Origin of the sequence: Streptomyces sp. R302 (genome assembly GCF_012927245.1) — a bacterium.
Taxonomy (GTDB): Bacteria; Actinomycetota; Actinomycetes; order Streptomycetales; family Streptomycetaceae; genus Streptomyces.
The window spans coordinates 908,596-927,534 of sequence record NZ_JABBGE010000001.1; the positions used below are offsets into that span (position 1 = coordinate 908,596).

Sequence of the window (18,939 nt, forward strand, 5' to 3'; positions counted from 1 at the left end):
GTACAACCCGGGAGAGATGTAGATGTCCGTATCGGACGAGACCAGCACCGTCACCGACGGCATCCTTCTGAGCGACGCCGCCGCGGCCAAGGTCAAGGCTCTGCTCGACCAGGAAGGCCGTGACGACCTCGCGCTGCGCGTCGCCGTCCAGCCCGGTGGCTGCTCCGGCCTCCGCTACCAGCTGTTCTTCGACGAGCGCACGCTCGACGGCGACGTCGTCAAGGACTTCGACGGCGTCAAGGTCGTCACCGACCGCATGAGCGCCCCGTACCTCGGCGGTGCCTCCATCGACTTCGTCGACACCATCGAGAAGCAGGGCTTCACGATCGACAACCCGAACGCCACCGGCTCCTGCGCCTGCGGCGACTCGTTCAGCTAAACCGTCGCGGAGCGCCGAAGAGGGCGGTGGCCCGGGAGACCGACCTCCCGGGCCACCGCCCTCTCCGCGTACCCGGCGGCTACCTGCGCGGCACCGCCTCGCCGCTCGCCGCGTCCACCACCGGACGGTCGCCGAGCGGCGCCGCCAGGGTCACCTCCACGGTGATCTCCTTGGCGATCAGGATGCAGGCCCGGTCCGGATCCAGCGGCTTCTCCTCGATCCGGACCCGCACCTGCCGCGGGTCCTCCGCGGTGTGCGCCGTGTACGCGTGGCACACCCCGCCCCAGAAGGTCACCGCCAGCGTCCGCCCGTCACCACCGGCCGTGAACGACTCGATCCGCCGCACCGGCGCCGTGCCATCGGACGGCTCGGGCGTGGGCTCGGGCGACGGCTTCGCCGGCGGCACCAGGAACTCCGCCGCCACCGCCGTCGAGGTCACCGTGTACGGCGCCGAATCCGCCGGATCCGCGGTGAACAGCCACGTCGGCACCAGCATCCGGCCGTCCGCCGTGTCCGTCGCCGCCAGACCGAGCACCGCACCCGTCACCGGCACCTGACGCGGCTGGGCCGGGTCCACGATCGCCTGGCAGGGCACGTCCTCCCCGGCGTCCCCGGGCTTCCCGGCCGGCGGATCCGTGGCGCAGCCGCCGATGCCGATCGGATCCGCGGGCCTCGACGCCTCGTTCAGCCGCGCCAGCGCCCGGTCCGCCGACACCACCGGGTACGTCGCGCCCTCCACCGGCTCCTTCAGCGTCCCGCTGCCCGCGACCGGCCGTCCGTCCGGGCCGATGTGCAGCCCCGTCGACCAGCCGTACGTGGGCAGCCCGCCGATCACCGGATCGGCGTTCACCACCCGCACCGAGCCGTTCATCACCTGCGTCGCCGACACCTTGGCGTCGTCCTGCCCCAGCGCCTTCAGCACCGGAGCCGCCGCCGCCTTCGCCGCCGCCTCGCTCACCGGGGAGCCGCCCGCCGGCGGCTTCGTCTCGCCCGGCGGCGGACACGCCTTCCCCTTCAGGCAGGTGTCGCCGGCCGGACCGCCGTCGTACCAGGAGTACGTCCAGTTCCCCGGCGCCTGCCGCGCCACGTCCAGGCGCGGCCCCCGGCCGTCCTTCTCGGGCCGGATCGTCCACACGTCCCCGACGAGCGCCGGGCGCCCCTCGACGCCCAGAACCCCGGCCAGCCTGGCCACCTCCTCGGAGGTGACCAGGCCCTTCGGCCGGTGGACCGCGGCCGACGAAGGCCCTTGGGGGAGTGGGCCCTCGGCTCTGTAGACCGTTCCCCGCGGATCGCCGCCCGGGTCGGGCTCGCCCGGCGCGATCCCCGCGCCCGGGGCCGTACCTCCGCTCCCGCCCCCGAGGCGCAGGAGCGGCGGCCGGGCCGCCGCCCCCGCGCTCTTCGCCTCGGTCCGCGCTTCGCCCTCGTCACCGGCGGCGGTCAGATACAGCCCACCGCCACCGGCCAGCAGCACACCCGCCGCCACCGAGGCGACGAGCGCGGTCCGCCGCCCGTGTCCGCTCTCCGTACCGCTCACCGCAACGCTCCCTCGTGTCGTTCGGACACCGGTCGGACGGGGCGGGGGCGCGGTCGGTTCCCTCCCGTCAGCCGCCGTACTCGGCGGTGGCGGCGATCAGCCGCGCCGACGCGTCCGGGACGACCACCCCGTGGATCGAGGCGGGGGAGACCGGGACCGGCGCCGGGTCGGCCGGCGTCACCCAGTGCGGGACCATCCGGGCACTGGCCCCGCGCAGCTCGGCGAGGCTCAGTTCGGACTCGTGTCGCTCGCGGGGAGCGGGGTACGTGGTCATGGGCGCACCGTATGCACCACCCGGCTCCGGAGAAAAGACCTACTCTGGGGTAGTTTCCACTGTTCGGCAGCGGCCCCCGCAGCGGCTACCGTGGATCGTCATCGCCCTTTACACCCGCAGGAGCGTCCCAGCCGTGCGTATCGCAGTCACCGGCTCCATCGCCACCGACCACCTCATGACCTTCCCCGGCCGGTTCGCCGACCAGCTCGTGGCCGACCAGCTCCACACGGTGTCCCTGTCCTTCCTCGTGGACAACCTCGACGTCCGCCGCGGCGGCGTCGGCCCCAACATCTGCTTCGGCATGGGCCAGCTCGGCGGCAACCCGGTCCTCGTCGGCGCGGCCGGCTACGACTTCGACGAGTACCGCGCCTGGCTCGACCGCCACGGCGTCGACACCGGCTCGGTCCGCATCTCCGAGGTCCTGCACACCGCGCGCTTCGTCTGCACCACGGACAAGGACCACAACCAGATCGGCTCCTTCTACACCGGTGCCATGAGCGAGGCCCGGCTCATCGAGCTCAAGGCCGTCGCGGACCGGGTGGGCGGGCTCGACCTCGTCCTCATCGGCGCGGACGACCCCGAGGCGATGCTCCGCCACACCGAGGAGTGCCGGACCCGGGACATCCCCTTCGCCGCGGACTTCTCGCAGCAGATCGCCCGCATGAACGGCGAGGAGATCCGTACGCTCCTCGACGGGGCGACGTACCTCTTCTCGAACGAGTACGAGAAGGGCCTCATCGAGTCGAAGACCGGCTGGACCGACGAGGAGATCCTCTCCCGCGTCGGCCACCGCGTCACCACGCTCGGCTCGCGCGGCGTCCGCATCGAGCGCGTCGGCGAGCCGGTGATCGAGGTCGCCTGCCCGGAGGAGGAGGCCAAGGTCGACCCCACGGGTGTCGGCGACGCCTTCCGCGCGGGGTTCCTCACGGGTCTGTCGTGGGGCGTCGGCCTTGAGCGGGCGGCGCAGATCGGCTGCATGCTGGCGACGCTGGTCATCGAGACGCTCGGCACGCAGGAGTACACGCTGCGCCGCGCCCACTTCATCGAGCGCTTCACCAAGGCCTACGGCGAAACCGCCACCACCGAACTCCAGACCCACCTCTCCTGACACCAGGGCGGCACCCCCCCCGTGTGGGCAGGCGTCCCGCTAGGGGCGGTGCCCCACCCTCGGGTCCGGCGCGGGGCCTGCCCCCCGTGTGGGCAGGCGTCCCGCAGGGCGGGACGGGTGGGCACACGGGACGGCGCGCTCCTGCCGCGCCCAGGCTCCGGCGCCTGAACCCGCACCACGATGTACGGCTCCGTACGGGTGCGGGTTCAGGCGCATGTGCGGAGGCACCCGCAAAGGGTGCCGTTCCGTTGTGCCCACCCGTTCCGCCCCTTGCGGAACGCCTGCCCACAACGGAACGGCGGTGGCGGGTTGGCGCCGCCCCGGCGGAACGCCTGCCCACAACGGAACGGCGGCGGTGGGTGGGCACCGTCCTGGCGGAAGCGGGCCCGCAACGGAACGGCGGCGGTCACGTCGTGCGGCGGATCGTGTAGGCGTGGGCGCCTCCGGGGGCGGGGGCTTCGCCCACGTACTCCTGGCCCCGCATGTCGCACCAGGCCGGGATGTCGAGCCGCGCCGCCTCGTCGTCGGCGAGGACCACCACCGTCCCCCCCACCCGCACCGCCCCGATCACCTTCGCCAGCTCGATCACCGGGATCGGGCACCGCCTTCCGACCGCGTCGACGACCAGCTCCTCCGCGAGCGTGGACCCGGCGTCGGCCGGTACCGCGCCCAGCCGTTCCCGTACCGACGCCACGACCCCCGGCAGCACCGCCAGGAAGCGGTCGACGTCCGCCTCCTCCGTGCCGGCCGGCAGGGAGACCCGTACGTTCCCCTCGCTCAGGACGCCCATCGCGCGCAGCACATGGCTGGGCGTCAGCGTCGAGCTCGTACACGACGAACCGGACGAAACGGAGAAACCCTCCCGGTCCAGCTCCGCGAGCAGCGTCTCGCCGTCGACGTACAGGCAGGAGAAGGTGACGAGGTGGGGCAGGCGCCGCACCGGGTCGCCGACGACCTCGACGTCCGGCACCAGCTCCGGCACCCGCGCCCGGATCCGGTCCACCAGGGCCCGCAGCCGCGCGCCCTCCGCCTCCGCCTCGGCCCGCACCGCCCGCAGGGAGGCCGCCGCGGCGACGATGGACGGCAGGTTCTCGAAGCCGGGCGCGCGGCCCGACTCCCGTTCGTCGGACGGCCCTTGGGGTGCGAAGCGGACGCCCTTGCGCACCGCGAGCAGCCCCACGCCCGCCGGCCCGCCCCACTTGTGCGCGCTCGCCGCCAGCAGCGACCAGCCCTCCGGTACAGGCCCCCACCCCAGCGACTGCGCCGCGTCCACGAGGAGCGGCACCCCGGCCGCCCGGCAGGCCTCGGCGACCTCGGCCACCGGCTGCTCGGTGCCGACCTCGTGATTGGCCGACTGGAGGCAGGCCAGGGCCGTCCCCTCGCCCAGCTCCGCCGCGAAGGCCGCCGGGTCCACCGCCCCGGTCCGGCCGACCGGAACCTCCGTCACCTCGCCGCCGGCCGCCGCGTGCGCCTCGCCCGCGTGCAGCACGGAGGAGTGTTCGACGGCCGACACCACGAGCCGCCGACCCACCCGCCGGCGTCCGGCGAGCGCGCCCGACACGCCCGAGTGGACCGCGCGTGTTCCCGAAGGAGTGAAGACGAGTTCGTCGGGGCGGCAGCCCACCGCCTCCGCCGCCGCCTCCCGCGCCGCGTCGAGCAGCAGCCGGGCCCGCCGGCCCTCCCGGTAGAGCCGGGCGGGGTCGGCCCACCCCTCGTCGAGGGAGGCCAGCAGCGCCTGACGGGCGACGGGGTGCAGGGGAGCGGCGGACGCGGCGTCGAAGTACGGCATCCGCCCACCGTAGGGCCTGCCCCGGCGTCCGCCCGCCCGCGCTCCCGCGGATCCCCGGGGCGCCGCGGGTGAGGTCCCGTCAGGAGTACGCCCCGGTGGGCCCTGAGACCCCCGAACGGGCGCTTCCGGTCCCTCTCCGGAACCTTCGCGTCCACCCCTTCGGGGACTCGGACGGCGCGTTGGGCACCCTCCCCGCGCGACCCCAAATAGCGTCCAGTAGGGTTTGGTCCGCATAAACATCCAAACCCCTGCCCGCGGCCGGGGCGGCGACCGACCAGCGAGACGGACGGCCGTGGCCGACCAACGCGGGCCGAGACTCTCGGGAAGGCGCTACGTGAGTCCCAACGGCTCCGACCGCTCGTCGCGGCGCCCGATGCGGCGGAAGCTGCCGCAGGTGCTGACTGCGGGCCTGATCCTGGCGACAGCCACCGGCTGCTCGTACAACTGGGAAGACTTCCCCCGCCTTGGTATGCCCACCCCCGTCACGGAAGAGGCGCCTCGGATCCTCTCCCTGTGGCAGGGCTCCTGGGCCGCCGCGCTCCTCACCGGCATCCTGGTGTGGGGCCTGATCCTGTGGGCGACCATCTTCCACCGGCGCAGCCGGACCAAGGTCGAGGTACCTCCGCAGACCCGCTACAACATGCCCATCGAGGCGCTGTACACGGTCACCCCGCTCATCATCGTCTCGGTGCTCTTCTACTTCACCGCGCGCGACGAGTCGAAGCTCCTTGCCCTCTCGGACAAGCCGGCCCACACGATCAACGTGGTCGGCTACCAGTGGAGCTGGGGCTTCAACTACATCGAGGACGTGCCCGGCGTCGAGGGTGACGCGAAGAAGGACGAGAACCTCGCGTCCCTCCCGGACAAGTTCATCGAGCAGTTCCCGGAGAACGCGGGCGGCGTCTACGACGCCGGCATCCCCGGCGACCGGAACCCGCAGACCGGCAACCCGGGCCCGACCCTGTGGCTGCCGAAGGGTGAGAAGGTCCGCTTCGTCCTCTCCTCGCGTGACGTGATCCACTCCTTCTGGGTGGTCCCCTTCCTCATGAAGCAGGACGTCATCCCGGGTCACACCAACGCCTTCGAGGTCACCGCGACCCAGGAGGGCACCTTCCTCGGCAAGTGCGCCGAGCTGTGCGGTGTCGACCACTCCCGGATGCTCTTCAACGTCAAGGTGGTCTCCCCGGAGCGCTACCAGGCGCACCTGAAGGAGCTGGCCGAGAAGGGTCAGACCGGCTACATCCCGTCGGGCATCGAGCAGACGGACCCGGCCAGGAACGCGGAGAAGAACCAACTGTGAGCATCCCCAACGAAACCAAGGGTGCCGCGGCTGAGGACTCGTACGAGAACGAGGTTCCCGTCCGCCGTAAGCAGCCCGGCAACGTGGTGGTGAAGTGGCTGACCACCACCGACCACAAGACGATCGGTACCCTGTACCTCGTCACCTCGTTCGTGTTCTTCTGCATCGGTGGCCTGATGGCGCTCTTCATGCGCGCCGAGCTGGCCCGTCCGGGCACGCAGATCATGTCGAACGAGCAGTTCAACCAGGCGTTCACGATGCACGGCACGATCATGCTGCTGATGTTCGCGACGCCGCTGTTCGCCGGTTTCGCGAACTGGATCATGCCGCTGCAGATCGGCGCGCCCGACGTGGCGTTCCCGCGGCTGAACATGTTCGCCTACTGGCTGTACCTCTTCGGCTCGATCATCGCGGTGGCCGGCTTCCTCACCCCGCAGGGTGCGGCCGACTTCGGCTGGTTCGCCTACTCCCCGCTGTCGGACGCGGTCCGCTCGCCGGGTGTCGGCGCCGACATGTGGATCATGGGTCTGGCCTTCTCCGGCTTCGGCACGATCCTCGGTTCGGTCAACTTCATCACCACGATCATCTGCATGCGCGCTCCGGGCATGACGATGTTCCGCATGCCGATCTTCACCTGGAACGTGCTGCTGACCGGTGTCCTGGTCCTGCTCGCCTTCCCGGTCCTGGCGGCGGCGCTCTTCGCCCTGGAGGCGGACCGCAAGTTCGGTGCCCACGTCTTCGACGCGGCCAACGGCGGTGCCCTGCTCTGGCAGCACCTCTTCTGGTTCTTCGGACACCCAGAGGTGTACATCATCGCCCTGCCGTTCTTCGGCATCATCTCCGAGGTCATCCCGGTCTTCAGCCGCAAGCCGATGTTCGGCTACATCGGTCTGGTGGCCGCGACCATCGCGATCGCCGGTCTCTCCGTGACCGTGTGGGCGCACCACATGTACGTCACCGGTGGCGTGCTCCTCCCGTTCTTCTCCTTCATGACGTTCCTCATCGCCGTACCGACAGGCGTGAAGTTCTTCAACTGGATCGGAACGATGTGGAAGGGCTCACTGTCCTTCGAGACCCCGATGCTCTGGGCCGTCGGCTTCCTGATCACCTTCACCTTCGGTGGTCTGACCGGCGTCATCCTGGCCTCGCCCCCGATGGACTTCCACGTCTCCGACTCGTACTTCGTCGTGGCGCACTTCCACTACGTCATCTTCGGCACCGTCGTCTTCGCGATGTTCTCCGGCTTCCACTTCTGGTGGCCGAAGTTCACCGGCAAGATGCTCGACGAGCGCCTCGGCAAGATCACGTTCTGGACGCTGTTCGTGGGCTTCCACGGCACCTTCCTGGTGCAGCACTGGCTCGGTGCCGAGGGCATGCCGCGTCGTTACGCGGACTACCTGGACGCCGACGGCTTCACCGCGCTGAACACGATCTCGACGATCTCGTCCTTCCTGCTCGGCCTGTCGATGCTTCCGTTCATGTACAACGTGTGGAAGACCGCCAAGTACGGCAAGAAGATCGAGGTCGACGACCCGTGGGGCTACGGCCGTTCGCTCGAGTGGGCGACGTCCTGCCCGCCGCCGCGGCACAACTTCCTCACCCTGCCGCGGATCCGTTCGGAATCGCCGGCGTTCGACCTGCACCACCCTGAGATCGCGGCTGTCGACCAGCTGGAGAACAAGCCGCACGAGGCCGCGGCCCTCACGGGCAGCAAGGAGGCCGGCAAGTGAAGATCCAGGGCAAGATGTTCATCTGGCTGAGCGTCTTCATCCTTGCCATGGCGATCCTGTACGGCGTCTGGTCCAAGGAGCCGGTCGGCACGACGGCGCTCTTCCTGGCCTTCGGCCTCTCCATCATGATCGGCTACTACCTGGCCTTCACGGCCAAGCGGGTCGACGCGATGGCGCAGGACGACAAGGAGGCCGACGTCGCGGACGAGGCCGGCGAGGTGGGCTTCTTCGCCCCCCACAGCTGGCAGCCGCTCTCGCTCGCCCTCGGTGGCGCCCTCGCCTTCCTCGCGATCGCGATGGGCTGGTGGATCATGTACTTCTCCGCCCCGCTGATCCTGGTCGGCATCTGGGGCTGGGTCTTCGAGTTCTACCGCGGTGAGAACCAGAACCAGTAGAGCACCCACCTTGTAACACCCCGAGGGGCCCGGTCACTTCGTACGCGAAGCGGCCGGGCCCCTCTTTTGCCCCGCTCGGCGCGCCCGCGGGTGGAACTGTCCTTAGCGTGAGGTCATGAACGACACGCCGCGCATTCGGACTGTTCTGAGCTGCACGCTGCTGGCCCTCACCGTGACCGCGGGCGCGACGGCGTGCGCGGGCTCGGACGGGCATCCGCTGTCGGCGAGCCCGTACGACGCCGCCGACCAGATCGCCTTCGAGGCGGCCGACGGCACCCGTCTCGACCCGGAGAAGCCGCTGGAGATCACCGCCAAGGGCGACGACGGGCGGATCAGCGACGTCACCGCCACCGACGCGGCCGGCCGCCACCTGGCGGGCGAACTCACCGCGGACGGCCGCACGTGGCGCTCCACGGGCTCCCTGGCCGCCGGAACCCGTTACACCGTCAGGGTGGCCACGGAGGACGAGGACGGGGCCCCTGGCGCCCGTACGTACACCTTCGAGACGGCTCCGGCCAAAGGGGCCCTGATCGTCACCTTCGGGCCGGAGGCGGGCACGTACGGCGTCGGGCAGCCGATCACCGCCGACCTCAGCCTCCCCGTCAAGGACCGGGCCGCGCGCGCCGTCGTCGAACGGGCCCTCAAGGTCCGCTCCACGCCCGCCGTCGACGGCTCCTGGTACTGGGTGGACGACAAGAAGCTGCACTTCCGGCCCAAGGAGTACTGGCCGGCCGGCACGCTCGTCTCGGTCACCGGCAACCTCGACGGCCTCCGCGTCGGCGACAAGCTCTACGGCGGCCCGTCCAAGCCGCTCCGGCTGAAGATCGGCGACCGCATCGAGGCCGTCGCCGACGCCGAGTCCCACTACATGACGGTGCGGCGCAACGGAGAAGTGATCAACACCATTCCGGTGACCACCGGGAAACCGGGCTTCTCCACCCGTAACGGGATCAAAGTGGTGCTCGGCAAGGAGTACTACGTCCGCATGCGCGGCACCAGCATCGGCATCTCCGAGGGCAGCTCGGAGTCGTACGACCTGCCGGTGTACTACGCCACCCGGGTCACCTGGAGCGGCGAGTACGTGCACGCCGCCCCCTGGTCCGTCGGCTCCCAGGGCGTCGCCAACGTCAGCCACGGCTGCGTCGGCATGTCCACCGGCAACGCCGCCTGGTTCTACGAGACCGTCCGCCCCGGAGACATCGTCAGGACCGTCAACAGCTACGGCGAGATGATGGACCCCTTCGGCAACGGCTTCGGCGACTGGAACCTGCCCTGGGACAAGTGGCGCCGAGGCAGCGCCCTGGTCGCCGAGAAGGGCGACCCGACGGCCACCCGTGACGCCAAGGCCCGCCTCAGGCCGTCTCTTTGACCGCGCCTACGCCTCGATCGAGAGGCGGGAGCGCAGCAGGGCCGCCAGGGACGCCGCGAACTCGACCGGTTCCACCGGAAGGGTGACCGCGGCGTCCGCGCGGCTCCAGGTGGCCAGCCAGGCGTCCTGCGGGCGGCCGATGAGCACCAGCACCGGCGGGCAGTGGAAGACCTCGTCCTTGATCTGCCGGCAGACGCCCATGCCGCCCGCCGGGACGGCCTCGCCGTCGAGGACGCAGACGTCGATCCCGCCCTCGTCGAGCCGCTTCAGTACGGCCGGGAGCGTGGCGCACTCCACGAACTCCACGGGCGGCACGTCGGCCGCGGGCCGCCGCCCGGCGGCGAGCCGGACCTGCTCCCGGGTGTTCGCGTCGTCGCTGTAGACCAGGACCGTGGCACTCAACTGCATCGTTCCTCCGTCCGGAAGGCGGGCCGGTCGTCCTCGACCGGTGCGCGGGATGCTACTCCGCTCCACACCCCGTCAACACCCGTTCAACACCTGTTCGAAGGGTGCCGGGAGGCCCGTGCGATGGGCCGTTCGGGCTGGACACACCCCTCTGACACTCCGAACGGCACCCCCCGGAGTGAGGGCGGGATAAGCGACCGACATAATGTCGGTCGTGGCGACAGTAACGACAGTAGATACCGGGCACGCGCACCCGTCGGTCAATCGACCGAACCTCACCAGCGTCGGAACCATCATCTGGCTGAGTTCCGAGCTGATGTTCTTCGCGGCCCTCTTCGCGATGTACTTCACCCTGCGATCGGTGACCGGTCCCGAGTTCTGGGCGGAAAAGGCCGCGGCCTTGAACTTCCCGTTCTCGGCGACCAACACCACGATCCTGGTGCTCTCCTCCCTCACCTGCCAGCTCGGCGTCTTCGCCGCGGAGCGGGGCGACGTGAAGAAGCTCCGGACGTGGTTCATCATCACGTTCGTGATGGGTGCGATCTTCATCGGCGGCCAGGTCCTGGAGTACACCGAGCTGGTCAAGCACGAGGGCCTCTCGCTCTCGTCCGACCCGTACGGCACGGTGTTCTACCTGACCACCGGCTTCCACGGCCTGCACGTGACGGGCGGTCTCATCGCCTTCCTGCTGGTCCTCGGCCGGACGTACGCCGCCAAGAGGTTCACTCACGAGCAGGCAACCGCCGCCATCGTCGTGTCCTACTACTGGCACTTCGTCGATGTCGTCTGGATCGGCCTCTTCGCCACGATCTACATGATCAAGTAGTCGGTCACCGCCGGTCACGGCGGACCGACATCCAGCAAGCATCGACGCAGAAGATCCTGACACCGGGGTAATCCGTGAAAAAGCTCTCCGCACGACGACGCCATCCGCTGGCGGCGGTCGTCGTCCTACTTCTCGCGCTGGCGGCCACGGGGGGGCTGTACGCCGCGTTCGCGCCCGCGGGCACGGCGAAGGCCGATGAAACCGCCCAGTCCCTCGCCATCGAGGAGGGCAAGAAGCTCTACTCCGTCGGCTGCGCCAGCTGCCACGGAACCGGCGGTCAGGGCACCTCTGACGGCCCGTCCCTGGTCGGCGTGGGCTCCGCCTCCGTGGACTTCCAGGTCGGCACCGGCCGTATGCCGGCGCAGCAGCCGGGTGCCCAGGTCCCGAAGAAGAAGGTCATCTACACGCAGGCCGAGATCGACCAGCTCGCGGCGTACGTGGCCTCCCTCGGCGCCGGCCCGGCCACGCCGAAGGAAGGCCAGTACAGCCCCGAGGGCGCCGACATCGCGAAGGGTGGCGAGCTGTTCCGCACCAACTGCGCGCAGTGCCACAACTTCACCGGCGAGGGCGGCGCGCTGACGCACGGCAAGTACGCCCCGAGCCTTGAGGGCGTCAGCCCGAAGCACCTCTACGAGGCCATGCAGACCGGCCCGCAGAACATGCCCTCCTTCCCGGACACGACGATGCCGGAGAAGGAGAAGAAGGACATCATCGCGTACGTCAAGGCCGTCAACGGCGACGAGACCCCCAGCCCGGGCGGCCTCTCGCTCGGTGGCCTCGGCCCCGTCTCCGAGGGCCTGTTCGCCTGGATCTTCGGTCTGGGTGCGCTGATCGCAGTTGCCATCTGGGTCGCGGCCCACACCGCTAAGGCCAAGAAGTCATGAGTACCCAAGAGATTCCAGAAGAGAACCTGCCGGCAGGGCAGGACGCCGCGCACGGCGCGGTGAAGGTCGCGGACAACCCGTTCGCCGACCCGGGCCTTCCGCCCCACAAGCCGCGTGTCCAGGACATCGACGAGAAGGCGGCCCGGCGCTCCGAGCGCGCCGTCGCCTTCATGTTCGTGCTGTCGATGCTGGCCACCGTCGGCTTCATCGCCTCGTACGTGATCTTCCCGGTCGACAAGATCGTGTACATCTGGCCCTTCGGTCATGTGTCCGCGCTCAACTTCGCGCTGGGCTGGACCCTCGGCCTCGCGCTCTTCTTCATCGGCGCGGGCGCGGTCCACTGGGCCCGTACGCTCATGTCCGACGTGGAGATCGCGGACGAGCGTCACCCGATCGCGGCCACGCCCGAGGTCAAGGCGCAGGTCATGGCGGACTTCGCGCAGGGTGCTGCCGAGTCCGGCTTCGGCCGTCGCAAGCTCATCCGCAACACGCTCTTCGGCGCGCTGGCCCTGGTGCCGCTCTCCGGAGTCGTGCTGCTGCGCGACATGGGTCCGCTGCCCGAGCGCAAGCTCCGCAGCACCCTGTGGGCCAAGGGCAAGCTGCTCATCAACATGAACACGCACGAGCCGCTGCGTCCCGAGGACGTCGCCGTCGGTTCGCTGACCTTCGCGATGCCCGAGGGCCTCTCGGAGCACGACCACCACTTCCAGACCGAGATCGCCAAGGCCGCCCTGATGATCGTCCGGATCCAGCCGGAGGACATCAAGGACAAGCGCGAGCTCGAGTGGTCGCACGAGGGCATCGTCGCCTTCTCGAAGATCTGCACCCACGTCGGCTGCCCGATCTCCCTGTACGAGCAGCAGACGCACCACGTGCTCTGCCCGTGCCACCAGTCCACCTTCGACCTGTCCGACGGCGCCCGAGTCATCTTCGGCCCGGCCGGTCACGCCCTCCCGCAGCTGCGGATCGGCGTGAACGACAAGGGCTTCCTCGAAGCGCACGGCGACTTCGACGAGCCCGTCGGTCCCGCATTCTGGGAGCGCGGATGAGCACTGTGACCAACACGCAGAAGAAGGCCCCCGCCGGTGAGCGGGTCGCCGACTGGGCCGACGGCCGCCTGGGGATCTACACCCTGGCCAAGGCCAACATGCGGAAGATCTTCCCGGACCACTGGTCCTTCATGCTGGGCGAGATCTGCCTCTACAGCTTCCTCATCATCATCCTGACGGGCGTCTACCTGACGATGTTCTTCCACCCGTCGATGAACGAGGTGGAGTACGCCGGCTCGTACGTCCCGCTCCAGGGACAGCTGATGTCCGAGGCGTTCAACTCGACCATGAACATCTCCTTCGAGGTGCGCGGTGGTCTGCTCATCCGGCAGATCCACCACTGGGCGGCGCTGATCTTCCTCGCCGGCATGTTCGTGCACATGATGCGCGTCTTCTTCACCGGCGCGTTCCGCAAGCCGCGTGAGATCAACTGGCTGTTCGGCTTCCTGCTGTTCTTCCTGGGCATGTTCACCGGCTTCACCGGTTACTCGCTCCCGGACGACCTGCTCTCCGGCACCGGTGTCCGCTTCATGCAGGGCGCGATCCTGTCGGTGCCGATCGTCGGCACGTACCTGTCGATGTTCCTCTTCGGCGGCGAGTTCCCCGGCGGCGACTTCGTCGCCCGGTTCTACTCGGCGCACGTGCTGCTGCTCCCCGGCATCATGCTGGGCCTGGTGGTCGCTCACCTGATCCTGGTGTTCGTCCACAAGCACACGCAGTTCGAGGGCCCCGGCCGGACGAACAAGAACGTCGTCGGCATGCCGCTGCTCCCCGTGTACATGGCGAAGGCCGGAGGCTTCTTCTTCCTGGTCTTCGGCGTCATCGCGGTGATCGCCGCGGTCGCCTCGATCAACCCGATCTGGGCGCTCGGCCCGTACCGCCCGGACCAGGTGTCCACCGGCGCCCAGCCCGACTGGTACATGGGCTTCGCCGAGGGTCTGATCCGTGTCATGCCGGGCTGGGAGATCAACCTGTGGGGCCACACGCTGGTCCTCGGCGTGATGATCCCGCTGGCGATCTTCCCGCTGGTCCTCGCCGCCATCGCGGTCTACCCGTTCATCGAGTCCTGGATCACGGGCGACAAGCGCGAGCACCACATCGCGCAGCGCCCGCGCAACGCTCCGACGCGCACCGCCTTCGGTGTCGCCTGGATCACCGCGTACATGATCATGCTCGTCGGTGGTGGAAACGACCTCTGGGCGACCCACTTCAACCTGTCGATCAACTCGATCACCTGGTTCGTGCGGATCTTCTTCTTCGCCGGCCCGGTCATCGCGTTCATCGTCACCAAGCGGATCTGCCTCGGCCTCCAGCGCCGGGACAAGGACAAGGTGCTGCACGGCCGCGAGTCCGGCATCATCAAGCGCCTGCCGCACGGTGAGTTCGTCGAGGTCCACGAGCCGCTCAGCCAGGGCGAGCTGTACAAGCTCACCGCGCACGAGCAGTACGAGCCCGCCGCGCTGCCGCCGGCCGTCGACGAGAACGGCGTCCAGCGGAAGATCGGCGCGATGGAGAAGCTCCGGGTCAAGCTCAACAAGGGCTACTACGGCGACGACAACCAGGTCGCCAAGCCCACCCAGGAGGAGTACAAGGAGATCCAGAACGGCCACGGCCACCACTGATCCCCTCCTGACCTCCTGATGTAGGTCGCCACGGCGAGAGCCCCGTCCATTCGATGGACGGGGCTCTTTGCCGTTCCCGCGGCTCGATAGGCTGGACCTCGTATCCGACGCACGATCATCAGGAGCTGCCATGAGCGCTGTGACCCCCGCTGGAGGACCTACCACGGCGGGCCGCTCCTGGCCCGTCCTCCTGAACGGCCTCCTGGAGGGGAGGGACCTCTCCGCCGACGACACCGCCTGGGCGATGGACCTCATCATGAGCGGCGAGGCGACCGACGCCCAGATCGCCGGCTTCATGGTGGCGCTGCGGGCCAAGGGCGAGACCGTCGAGGAGATCAGCGGGCTCGTCCGGACGATGTACGCGCACGCCAACACCATCGAGGTGCCGGGACCCGCCGTCGACATCGTCGGCACCGGCGGCGACGGCGCCAAGACCGTCAACATCTCCACGATGGCCTCGATCGTCGTCGCCGGCACCGGCACGAAGGTCGTCAAGCACGGCAACCGCGCCGCCTCCTCCGCCTCCGGCTCCTCCGACGTCCTGGAGAAGCTCGGCATCAACCTCGACCTCACCCCCGCCCGGGTGGCCGAGGTCGCCGAGGAGGCCGGCATCACCATGTGCTTCGCGGTGAGGTTCCACCCCTCGCTGCGGCACGTCGCCGCCGCTCGCGGGCAGCTCGGCATCCGCACCACCTTCAACGTGCTCGGCCCGCTCACCAACCCCGCCCGGGTACGCGCCCAGGCCGTCGGCGTCGCCGACGCGCGGATGGCGCCGATCGTCGCCGGGGTCTTCGCCGAGCGCGGCAACTCGGCCCTGGTCTTCCGCGGCGACGACGGCCTGGACGAGCTGACCATCACCGGCACCTCCCGGGTGTGGGTGGTCCGGGACGGCGCCGTCCGCGAGGAGGTCTTCGACCCGAAGGACGTCGGGATCGCCTACGCGCCCCTGGAGGCGCTGCGCGGCGCCGACGCCTCGTTCAACGCCGATGTGGCCCGCCGGCTCCTGGCCGGCGAGACCGGTCCCGTACGGGACGCGGTGCTGCTCAACGCGGCGGCGGCGCTCACCGCCGTGCAGCCCGGCGAGGGCACCCTCGCGGAGCAGCTGCGGGCCGGGATGGCGCGGGCCGCCGCGTCGATCGACTCCGGGGCCGCCCGCGCGACCCTGGACCGCTGGATCGCCGTCAGCAACGCCTGAGCCGGCCGCCGCGGTCCGCGCGACACCCGTTCCGGAATGCGGACGGGGTTGCGCGGACCGCGAGCGGTGGCATACGTTCGGCAACAGGTCATGAGTGACAGCCCTCAAGCCCCGGCTGGCTGTCCGGCAACCCTCCGTCCGTGGCGGGGTGCCCCGGGTGAAGACCAGGCCGTGGACAGCAAGGTCCTCGGCAAGCGCGGACCCCTGCGCCATCCCTGGGGTCCTGGTCCTCGAGGGAGCGGTCTCGTGAGCAAGCGAATGCGTTAGGGCCTCCGGCCCCTCTTTCCCACCTCCGTGCGGCCACCTCTCCTTCCTCTTTTCGCGCCGCGCGTCGAGGTCAACACCCGTACGCGGTACGCCGGTCGGCGTCGCCCTGCGGGTCCTTCACGCCACTCGCCTCGCCCCGCCGGGAGATACCGCCATGTCCGCACGCCCGAACGCCGCCACCGGAACCGCCGCCCAGGCCGCCTCCGCCGCCGACTCCGACGCCTGTTGCACCGGGCCGCTGCCCGTGCTCGGCCGGGACGTCACCGTCCCGCTCGTCACCGGCGGCGAGGTGACCTACGCGGCCCTCGACTACGCGGCCAGCGCCCCCGCCCTCCAGCGCGTCTGGGACGACGTCGCCGCCTACGCCCCGTACTACGGCAGCGTCCACCGGGGCGCCGGCTACCTCTCCCAGCTCTCCACCGACCTCTTCGAGCAGAGCCGCGCCACCGTCGCCGCCTTCCTCGACTGCCGCGACGGCGACCAGGTCGTCTTCACCCGCTCCACCACCGACTCGCTCAACCTGCTCGCCCAGGTGGTCCCCGCCGACTGCCAGGTCTTCGTCTTCGAGACCGAGCACCACGCCTCCCTGCTGCCCTGGCGCGACGCCCAGGTGACCTACCTCAACGCGCCCCGCACCCCCGCCCAGGCCGTCGAGACCCTGGAGCGGGCCCTCACCGACCGCGAGCCTTACGGCCCCGCCCTGGTCTGCGTCACCGGCGCCTCCAACGTGACCGGCGAGCTGTGGCCGGTGCGCGAACTCGCCGCCGCCGCCCACGCGCACGGCGCCCGGATCGTCCTCGACGCCGCCCAGCTCGCCCCCCACCACCCGGTCTCCGTGCGCGAGCTGGACGTCGACTGGGTCGCCTTCTCCGGACACAAGCTGTACGCGCCCTTCGGCTCCGGCGTCCTCGCCGGCCGCGCCGACTGGCTGCAGGCCGCCGAGCCCTACCTGGCCGGCGGCGGCGCCTCCCGCACGGTGGCCCGCCGGGCCGACGGCGGCGTGGACGTCGAGTGGCACACCAGCGCCGCCCGCCACGAGGCCGGCTCCCCGAACGTCATCGGCGTCTACTCCATCGCCTCCGCCTGCAAGGCGCTCACCGAGGCCGGCTTCGACACCCTCGTCGCCCGCGAGCGGCACCTCGTCGACACCGTCCGGGCCGGGCTCGCCGAGGTCCCCGAGGTCCGCGTCCTCTCCCTCTTCGGCGACGACGCCCCGCGCGTCGGCGTCCTCTCCTTCGTCGTGGAGGGCTGGAACAGCTCCCACTTCGCCGCCGCCCTCTCCGCCGAGTACGGCATCGGCGTCCGCGACGGCCTGTTCTGCGCCCACCCGCTGGTCCGCACGCTCCTCGGCTCCGACCCGCAGGACCCGGGCGAGTGCGGCGCCCCCGAGCCGGCCGCCCCCGGCGAGAGGTCGCTCAACGCCATCCGGGTCAGCTTCGGCGCCGGTACGCCGGACGAGCACGTCGAGCGCTTCGTCGGCGCCGTGAAGGAGCTCGTCCGCGACGGCGCCCAGTGGAAGTACCGCACGGAGGACGGCCGCTGCGTCCCCGACCGCGGCTGACACCGGTGGCCCGGGCCGCGGCCCGCTCTCTCACTCCTCGAAGGCAAGTGCGAGGGCGGCGTCGCCGGCCCGGGCCTTCCGCTGTCACGGAGGTCCCGGTCTCAGGACTCCAGGCCGATGGCGAAGGCCGCCTCCAGGTCGTGCTGCGAGTACGTGCGGAAGGCGACGTGGGTGTCGGTGCCCTCGACGCCCGGGATCTTGCTGATCCGGCCGGGGATGACCTCGGCCAGGTCGTCGTGGCGCGGCACCCGGACCATCGCGATGAGGTCGTACGTACCGGTCACCGAGAAGACCTCGCTGACGTTGTCGAGCGCGGCGATCGACTCCGCGATCTCGGGGATGCGGTCCACGCTGGTCTTGATGAGGACGATCGCGGTGATCACGGCTGGCTGTCTCCCTCGGTCGCCGCTGCTGGGGTTTTCACTCTATCCCCACCCCGGAACCGCACCCAGGCGTAGAGGAAGCCGACCGAGAAGCCCACGACGTGGGCCAGATAGGCGACCCCGGGGCCCGCGCCCGCGGCCCGCGCGGCCAGCCACTGGAGCGTGAACCAGAAGACGAGCACCGCCCAGGCCGGGAAGCGCAGCGGCAGGAAGAAGAGGAAGGGGAAGAGGCTCGTCACCCGGGAGCGGGGGAAGAGGAAGAGGAAGGCGCCGAGCACCGCCGAGATCGCGCCGGAGGCACCCACCAGCGTCTGCGGGCTGTCGGCGTGCGCCACCGCGTAGCCCAGCAGGGCGAGGTAGCCGGTGCCCAGGTAGAAGAGGGCGAACTCGACGTGCCCCATCCGCTCCTCGGCCATCGCCCCGAAGACCCACAGGAAGAGCATGTTGCCGAGCAGGTGGAGCCAGCCGCCGTGCACGAACAGGGCGGTGAAGGGGGTGAGCAGGGCGCCCGCCTCGCCCCGGGTCAGCTCGGCCGGCACCACCCCCCACCTCAGGAAGTACGCGCTCTGCGCCGCGAGCACCTCGTCCCCGGTCCCGTACGACGGGTTCAGTCCGGAGACCGGGCTGACAATGAAGAGGAGACAGCAGGCGGCGATCAGTCCGTAGGTCACCGCGGGTCCGGTACGGACGCCCCGGTAGGCGCCCAGGGCCGCGCCTCGCCAGTCGATCATGGACAGATCATGGCCCAAGAGGGACGAAGTGGACAGTGTGCCTCGCCGGGCCGGGCGCCGTCCGGTGAGGCCGTAGGGTTACGGGATCGAGCACCGCAGTTCGACGGCGCACCGCGGCTCCCGTACCTGGTACCACCA

18 protein-coding genes and 1 riboswitch are annotated in these 18,939 nt (G+C 70.4%); of the genes, 12 read left to right on the forward strand and 6 right to left on the reverse strand.

The features are described 5' to 3' along the window. Positions 1-22 precede the first annotated feature (22 nt). A complete protein-coding gene (gene erpA, locus HHL19_RS04185) occupies positions 23-379 on the forward strand; it encodes an iron-sulfur cluster insertion protein ErpA (RefSeq protein ID WP_169085577.1) in 357 nt (118 codons plus the stop codon). Positions 380-458: 79 nt separating this feature from the next. On the opposite strand, the gene HHL19_RS04190 is transcribed toward erpA, so the two are convergent. Then, positions 459-1,913, reverse strand: coding sequence for a hypothetical protein (locus HHL19_RS04190; RefSeq protein WP_169085579.1), 1,455 nt, complete (start codon positions 1,911-1,913; stop codon positions 459-461). A gap of 67 nt (positions 1,914-1,980) precedes the next feature. Further along, on the reverse strand, positions 1,981-2,187 hold the full coding sequence (locus tag HHL19_RS04195) for a hypothetical protein (protein WP_169085581.1): 207 nt from the start codon (positions 2,185-2,187) through the stop codon (positions 1,981-1,983). Positions 2,188-2,320: 133 nt separating this feature from the next. Between HHL19_RS04195 and HHL19_RS04200 the strand changes: the two genes are divergently transcribed. Then, complete coding sequence (locus tag HHL19_RS04200; protein ID WP_169085583.1) at positions 2,321-3,295, forward strand: carbohydrate kinase family protein; 975 nt, start codon at positions 2,321-2,323, stop codon at positions 3,293-3,295. Between the two features lie 406 nt (positions 3,296-3,701). Here the strand turns inward: HHL19_RS04200 and HHL19_RS04205 are convergent, their stop codons facing one another. Further along, positions 3,702-5,084: a cysteine desulfurase/sulfurtransferase TusA family protein gene (locus HHL19_RS04205; protein WP_169085585.1), complete on the reverse strand. Its 1,383-nt coding sequence runs from the start codon at positions 5,082-5,084 to the stop codon at positions 3,702-3,704. 334 nt (positions 5,085-5,418) lie between these two features. Here HHL19_RS04205 and coxB point away from each other — a divergent pair, with 334 nt between their 5' ends. The 4 genes from coxB (at position 5,419) to HHL19_RS04225 (ending at position 9,878) form a co-directional block, all read left to right on the forward strand. Then, entirely contained in the window at positions 5,419-6,384 is a 966-nt protein-coding gene (gene coxB, locus HHL19_RS04210; RefSeq protein WP_169085587.1) for a cytochrome c oxidase subunit II, read from the forward strand. Beyond that, entirely contained in the window at positions 6,381-8,114 is a 1,734-nt protein-coding gene (gene ctaD / locus HHL19_RS04215; protein ID WP_169085589.1) for a cytochrome c oxidase subunit I, read from the forward strand. Before coxB ends, ctaD begins: the two co-directional genes overlap by 4 nt. Next, a complete protein-coding gene (locus tag HHL19_RS04220; protein WP_169085591.1) occupies positions 8,111-8,509 on the forward strand; it encodes a cytochrome c oxidase subunit 4 in 399 nt (132 codons plus the stop codon). Before ctaD ends, HHL19_RS04220 begins: the two co-directional genes overlap by 4 nt. A 115-nt stretch (positions 8,510-8,624) precedes the next feature. Then, positions 8,625-9,878, forward strand: coding sequence for an Ig-like domain-containing protein (locus HHL19_RS04225; protein WP_169085593.1), 1,254 nt, complete (start codon positions 8,625-8,627; stop codon positions 9,876-9,878). A gap of 6 nt (positions 9,879-9,884) precedes the next feature. Here the strand turns inward: HHL19_RS04225 and HHL19_RS04230 are convergent, their stop codons facing one another. Next, on the reverse strand, positions 9,885-10,286 hold the full coding sequence (locus tag HHL19_RS04230; protein ID WP_169085595.1) for a response regulator transcription factor: 402 nt from the start codon (positions 10,284-10,286) through the stop codon (positions 9,885-9,887). Between the two features lie 202 nt (positions 10,287-10,488). Between HHL19_RS04230 and HHL19_RS04235 the strand changes: the two genes are divergently transcribed. From HHL19_RS04235 to HHL19_RS04260, 6 genes are all read left to right on the forward strand, one after another. Continuing rightward, a complete protein-coding gene (locus HHL19_RS04235) occupies positions 10,489-11,109 on the forward strand; it encodes a heme-copper oxidase subunit III (RefSeq protein ID WP_169085597.1) in 621 nt (206 codons plus the stop codon). A 74-nt stretch (positions 11,110-11,183) separates the two neighbouring features. Further along, entirely contained in the window at positions 11,184-11,993 is an 810-nt protein-coding gene (locus tag HHL19_RS04240; protein WP_169085599.1) for a c-type cytochrome, read from the forward strand. Continuing rightward, positions 11,990-13,042 carry a Rieske 2Fe-2S domain-containing protein gene (locus HHL19_RS04245; RefSeq protein ID WP_169085601.1) on the forward strand — a complete coding sequence of 351 codons (1,053 nt, stop codon included), beginning with the start codon at positions 11,990-11,992 and terminating at the stop codon, positions 13,040-13,042. The genes HHL19_RS04240 and HHL19_RS04245 overlap by 4 nt, the downstream gene beginning before the upstream one ends. Next, positions 13,039-14,664 carry a cytochrome bc complex cytochrome b subunit gene (locus HHL19_RS04250; protein WP_169085603.1) on the forward strand — a complete coding sequence of 542 codons (1,626 nt, stop codon included), beginning with the start codon at positions 13,039-13,041 and terminating at the stop codon, positions 14,662-14,664. Before HHL19_RS04245 ends, HHL19_RS04250 begins: the two co-directional genes overlap by 4 nt. A 130-nt stretch (positions 14,665-14,794) precedes the next feature. Continuing rightward, positions 14,795-15,859, forward strand: coding sequence for an anthranilate phosphoribosyltransferase (gene trpD, locus HHL19_RS04255; RefSeq protein ID WP_169085605.1), 1,065 nt, complete (start codon positions 14,795-14,797; stop codon positions 15,857-15,859). 86 nt (positions 15,860-15,945) lie between these two features. Continuing rightward, positions 15,946-16,062, forward strand: a riboswitch (SAM riboswitch). Between the two features lie 218 nt (positions 16,063-16,280). Next, a complete protein-coding gene (locus HHL19_RS04260) occupies positions 16,281-17,687 on the forward strand; it encodes an aminotransferase class V-fold PLP-dependent enzyme (protein ID WP_206324504.1) in 1,407 nt (468 codons plus the stop codon). Positions 17,688-17,788: 101 nt separating this feature from the next. Here HHL19_RS04260 and HHL19_RS04265 read toward each other — a convergent pair whose 3' ends face one another. Both HHL19_RS04265 and HHL19_RS04270 read right to left on the reverse strand, forming a co-directional pair. Then, positions 17,789-18,070: an Lrp/AsnC ligand binding domain-containing protein gene (locus HHL19_RS04265; protein ID WP_030758121.1), complete on the reverse strand. Its 282-nt coding sequence runs from the start codon at positions 18,068-18,070 to the stop codon at positions 17,789-17,791. Next, positions 18,067-18,801, reverse strand: coding sequence for a rhomboid family intramembrane serine protease (locus HHL19_RS04270; RefSeq protein ID WP_169085607.1), 735 nt, complete (start codon positions 18,799-18,801; stop codon positions 18,067-18,069). Before HHL19_RS04270 ends, HHL19_RS04265 begins: the two co-directional genes overlap by 4 nt. Positions 18,802-18,939 lie beyond the last annotated feature (138 nt).

Coding starts and splice junctions, on each gene's coding strand:
- erpA (WP_169085577.1), top strand. CDS start 23: ATGTCCGTATCGGACGAGACCAGCACCGTCACCGACGGCATCCTTCTG.
- HHL19_RS04195 (WP_169085581.1), bottom strand. CDS start 2,187: ATGACCACGTACCCCGCTCCCCGCGAGCGACACGAGTCCGAACTGAGC.
- HHL19_RS04205 (WP_169085585.1), bottom strand. CDS start 5,084: ATGCCGTACTTCGACGCCGCGTCCGCCGCTCCCCTGCACCCCGTCGCC.
- HHL19_RS04225 (WP_169085593.1), top strand. CDS start 8,625: ATGAACGACACGCCGCGCATTCGGACTGTTCTGAGCTGCACGCTGCTG.
- HHL19_RS04230 (WP_169085595.1), bottom strand. CDS start 10,286: ATGCAGTTGAGTGCCACGGTCCTGGTCTACAGCGACGACGCGAACACC.
- HHL19_RS04235 (WP_169085597.1), top strand. CDS start 10,489: ATGTCGGTCGTGGCGACAGTAACGACAGTAGATACCGGGCACGCGCAC.
- HHL19_RS04245 (WP_169085601.1), top strand. CDS start 11,990: ATGAGTACCCAAGAGATTCCAGAAGAGAACCTGCCGGCAGGGCAGGAC.
- HHL19_RS04250 (WP_169085603.1), top strand. CDS start 13,039: ATGAGCACTGTGACCAACACGCAGAAGAAGGCCCCCGCCGGTGAGCGG.
- trpD (WP_169085605.1), top strand. CDS start 14,795: ATGAGCGCTGTGACCCCCGCTGGAGGACCTACCACGGCGGGCCGCTCC.
- HHL19_RS04260 (WP_206324504.1), top strand. CDS start 16,281: ATGTCCGCACGCCCGAACGCCGCCACCGGAACCGCCGCCCAGGCCGCC.
- HHL19_RS04270 (WP_169085607.1), bottom strand. CDS start 18,801: ATGATCGACTGGCGAGGCGCGGCCCTGGGCGCCTACCGGGGCGTCCGT.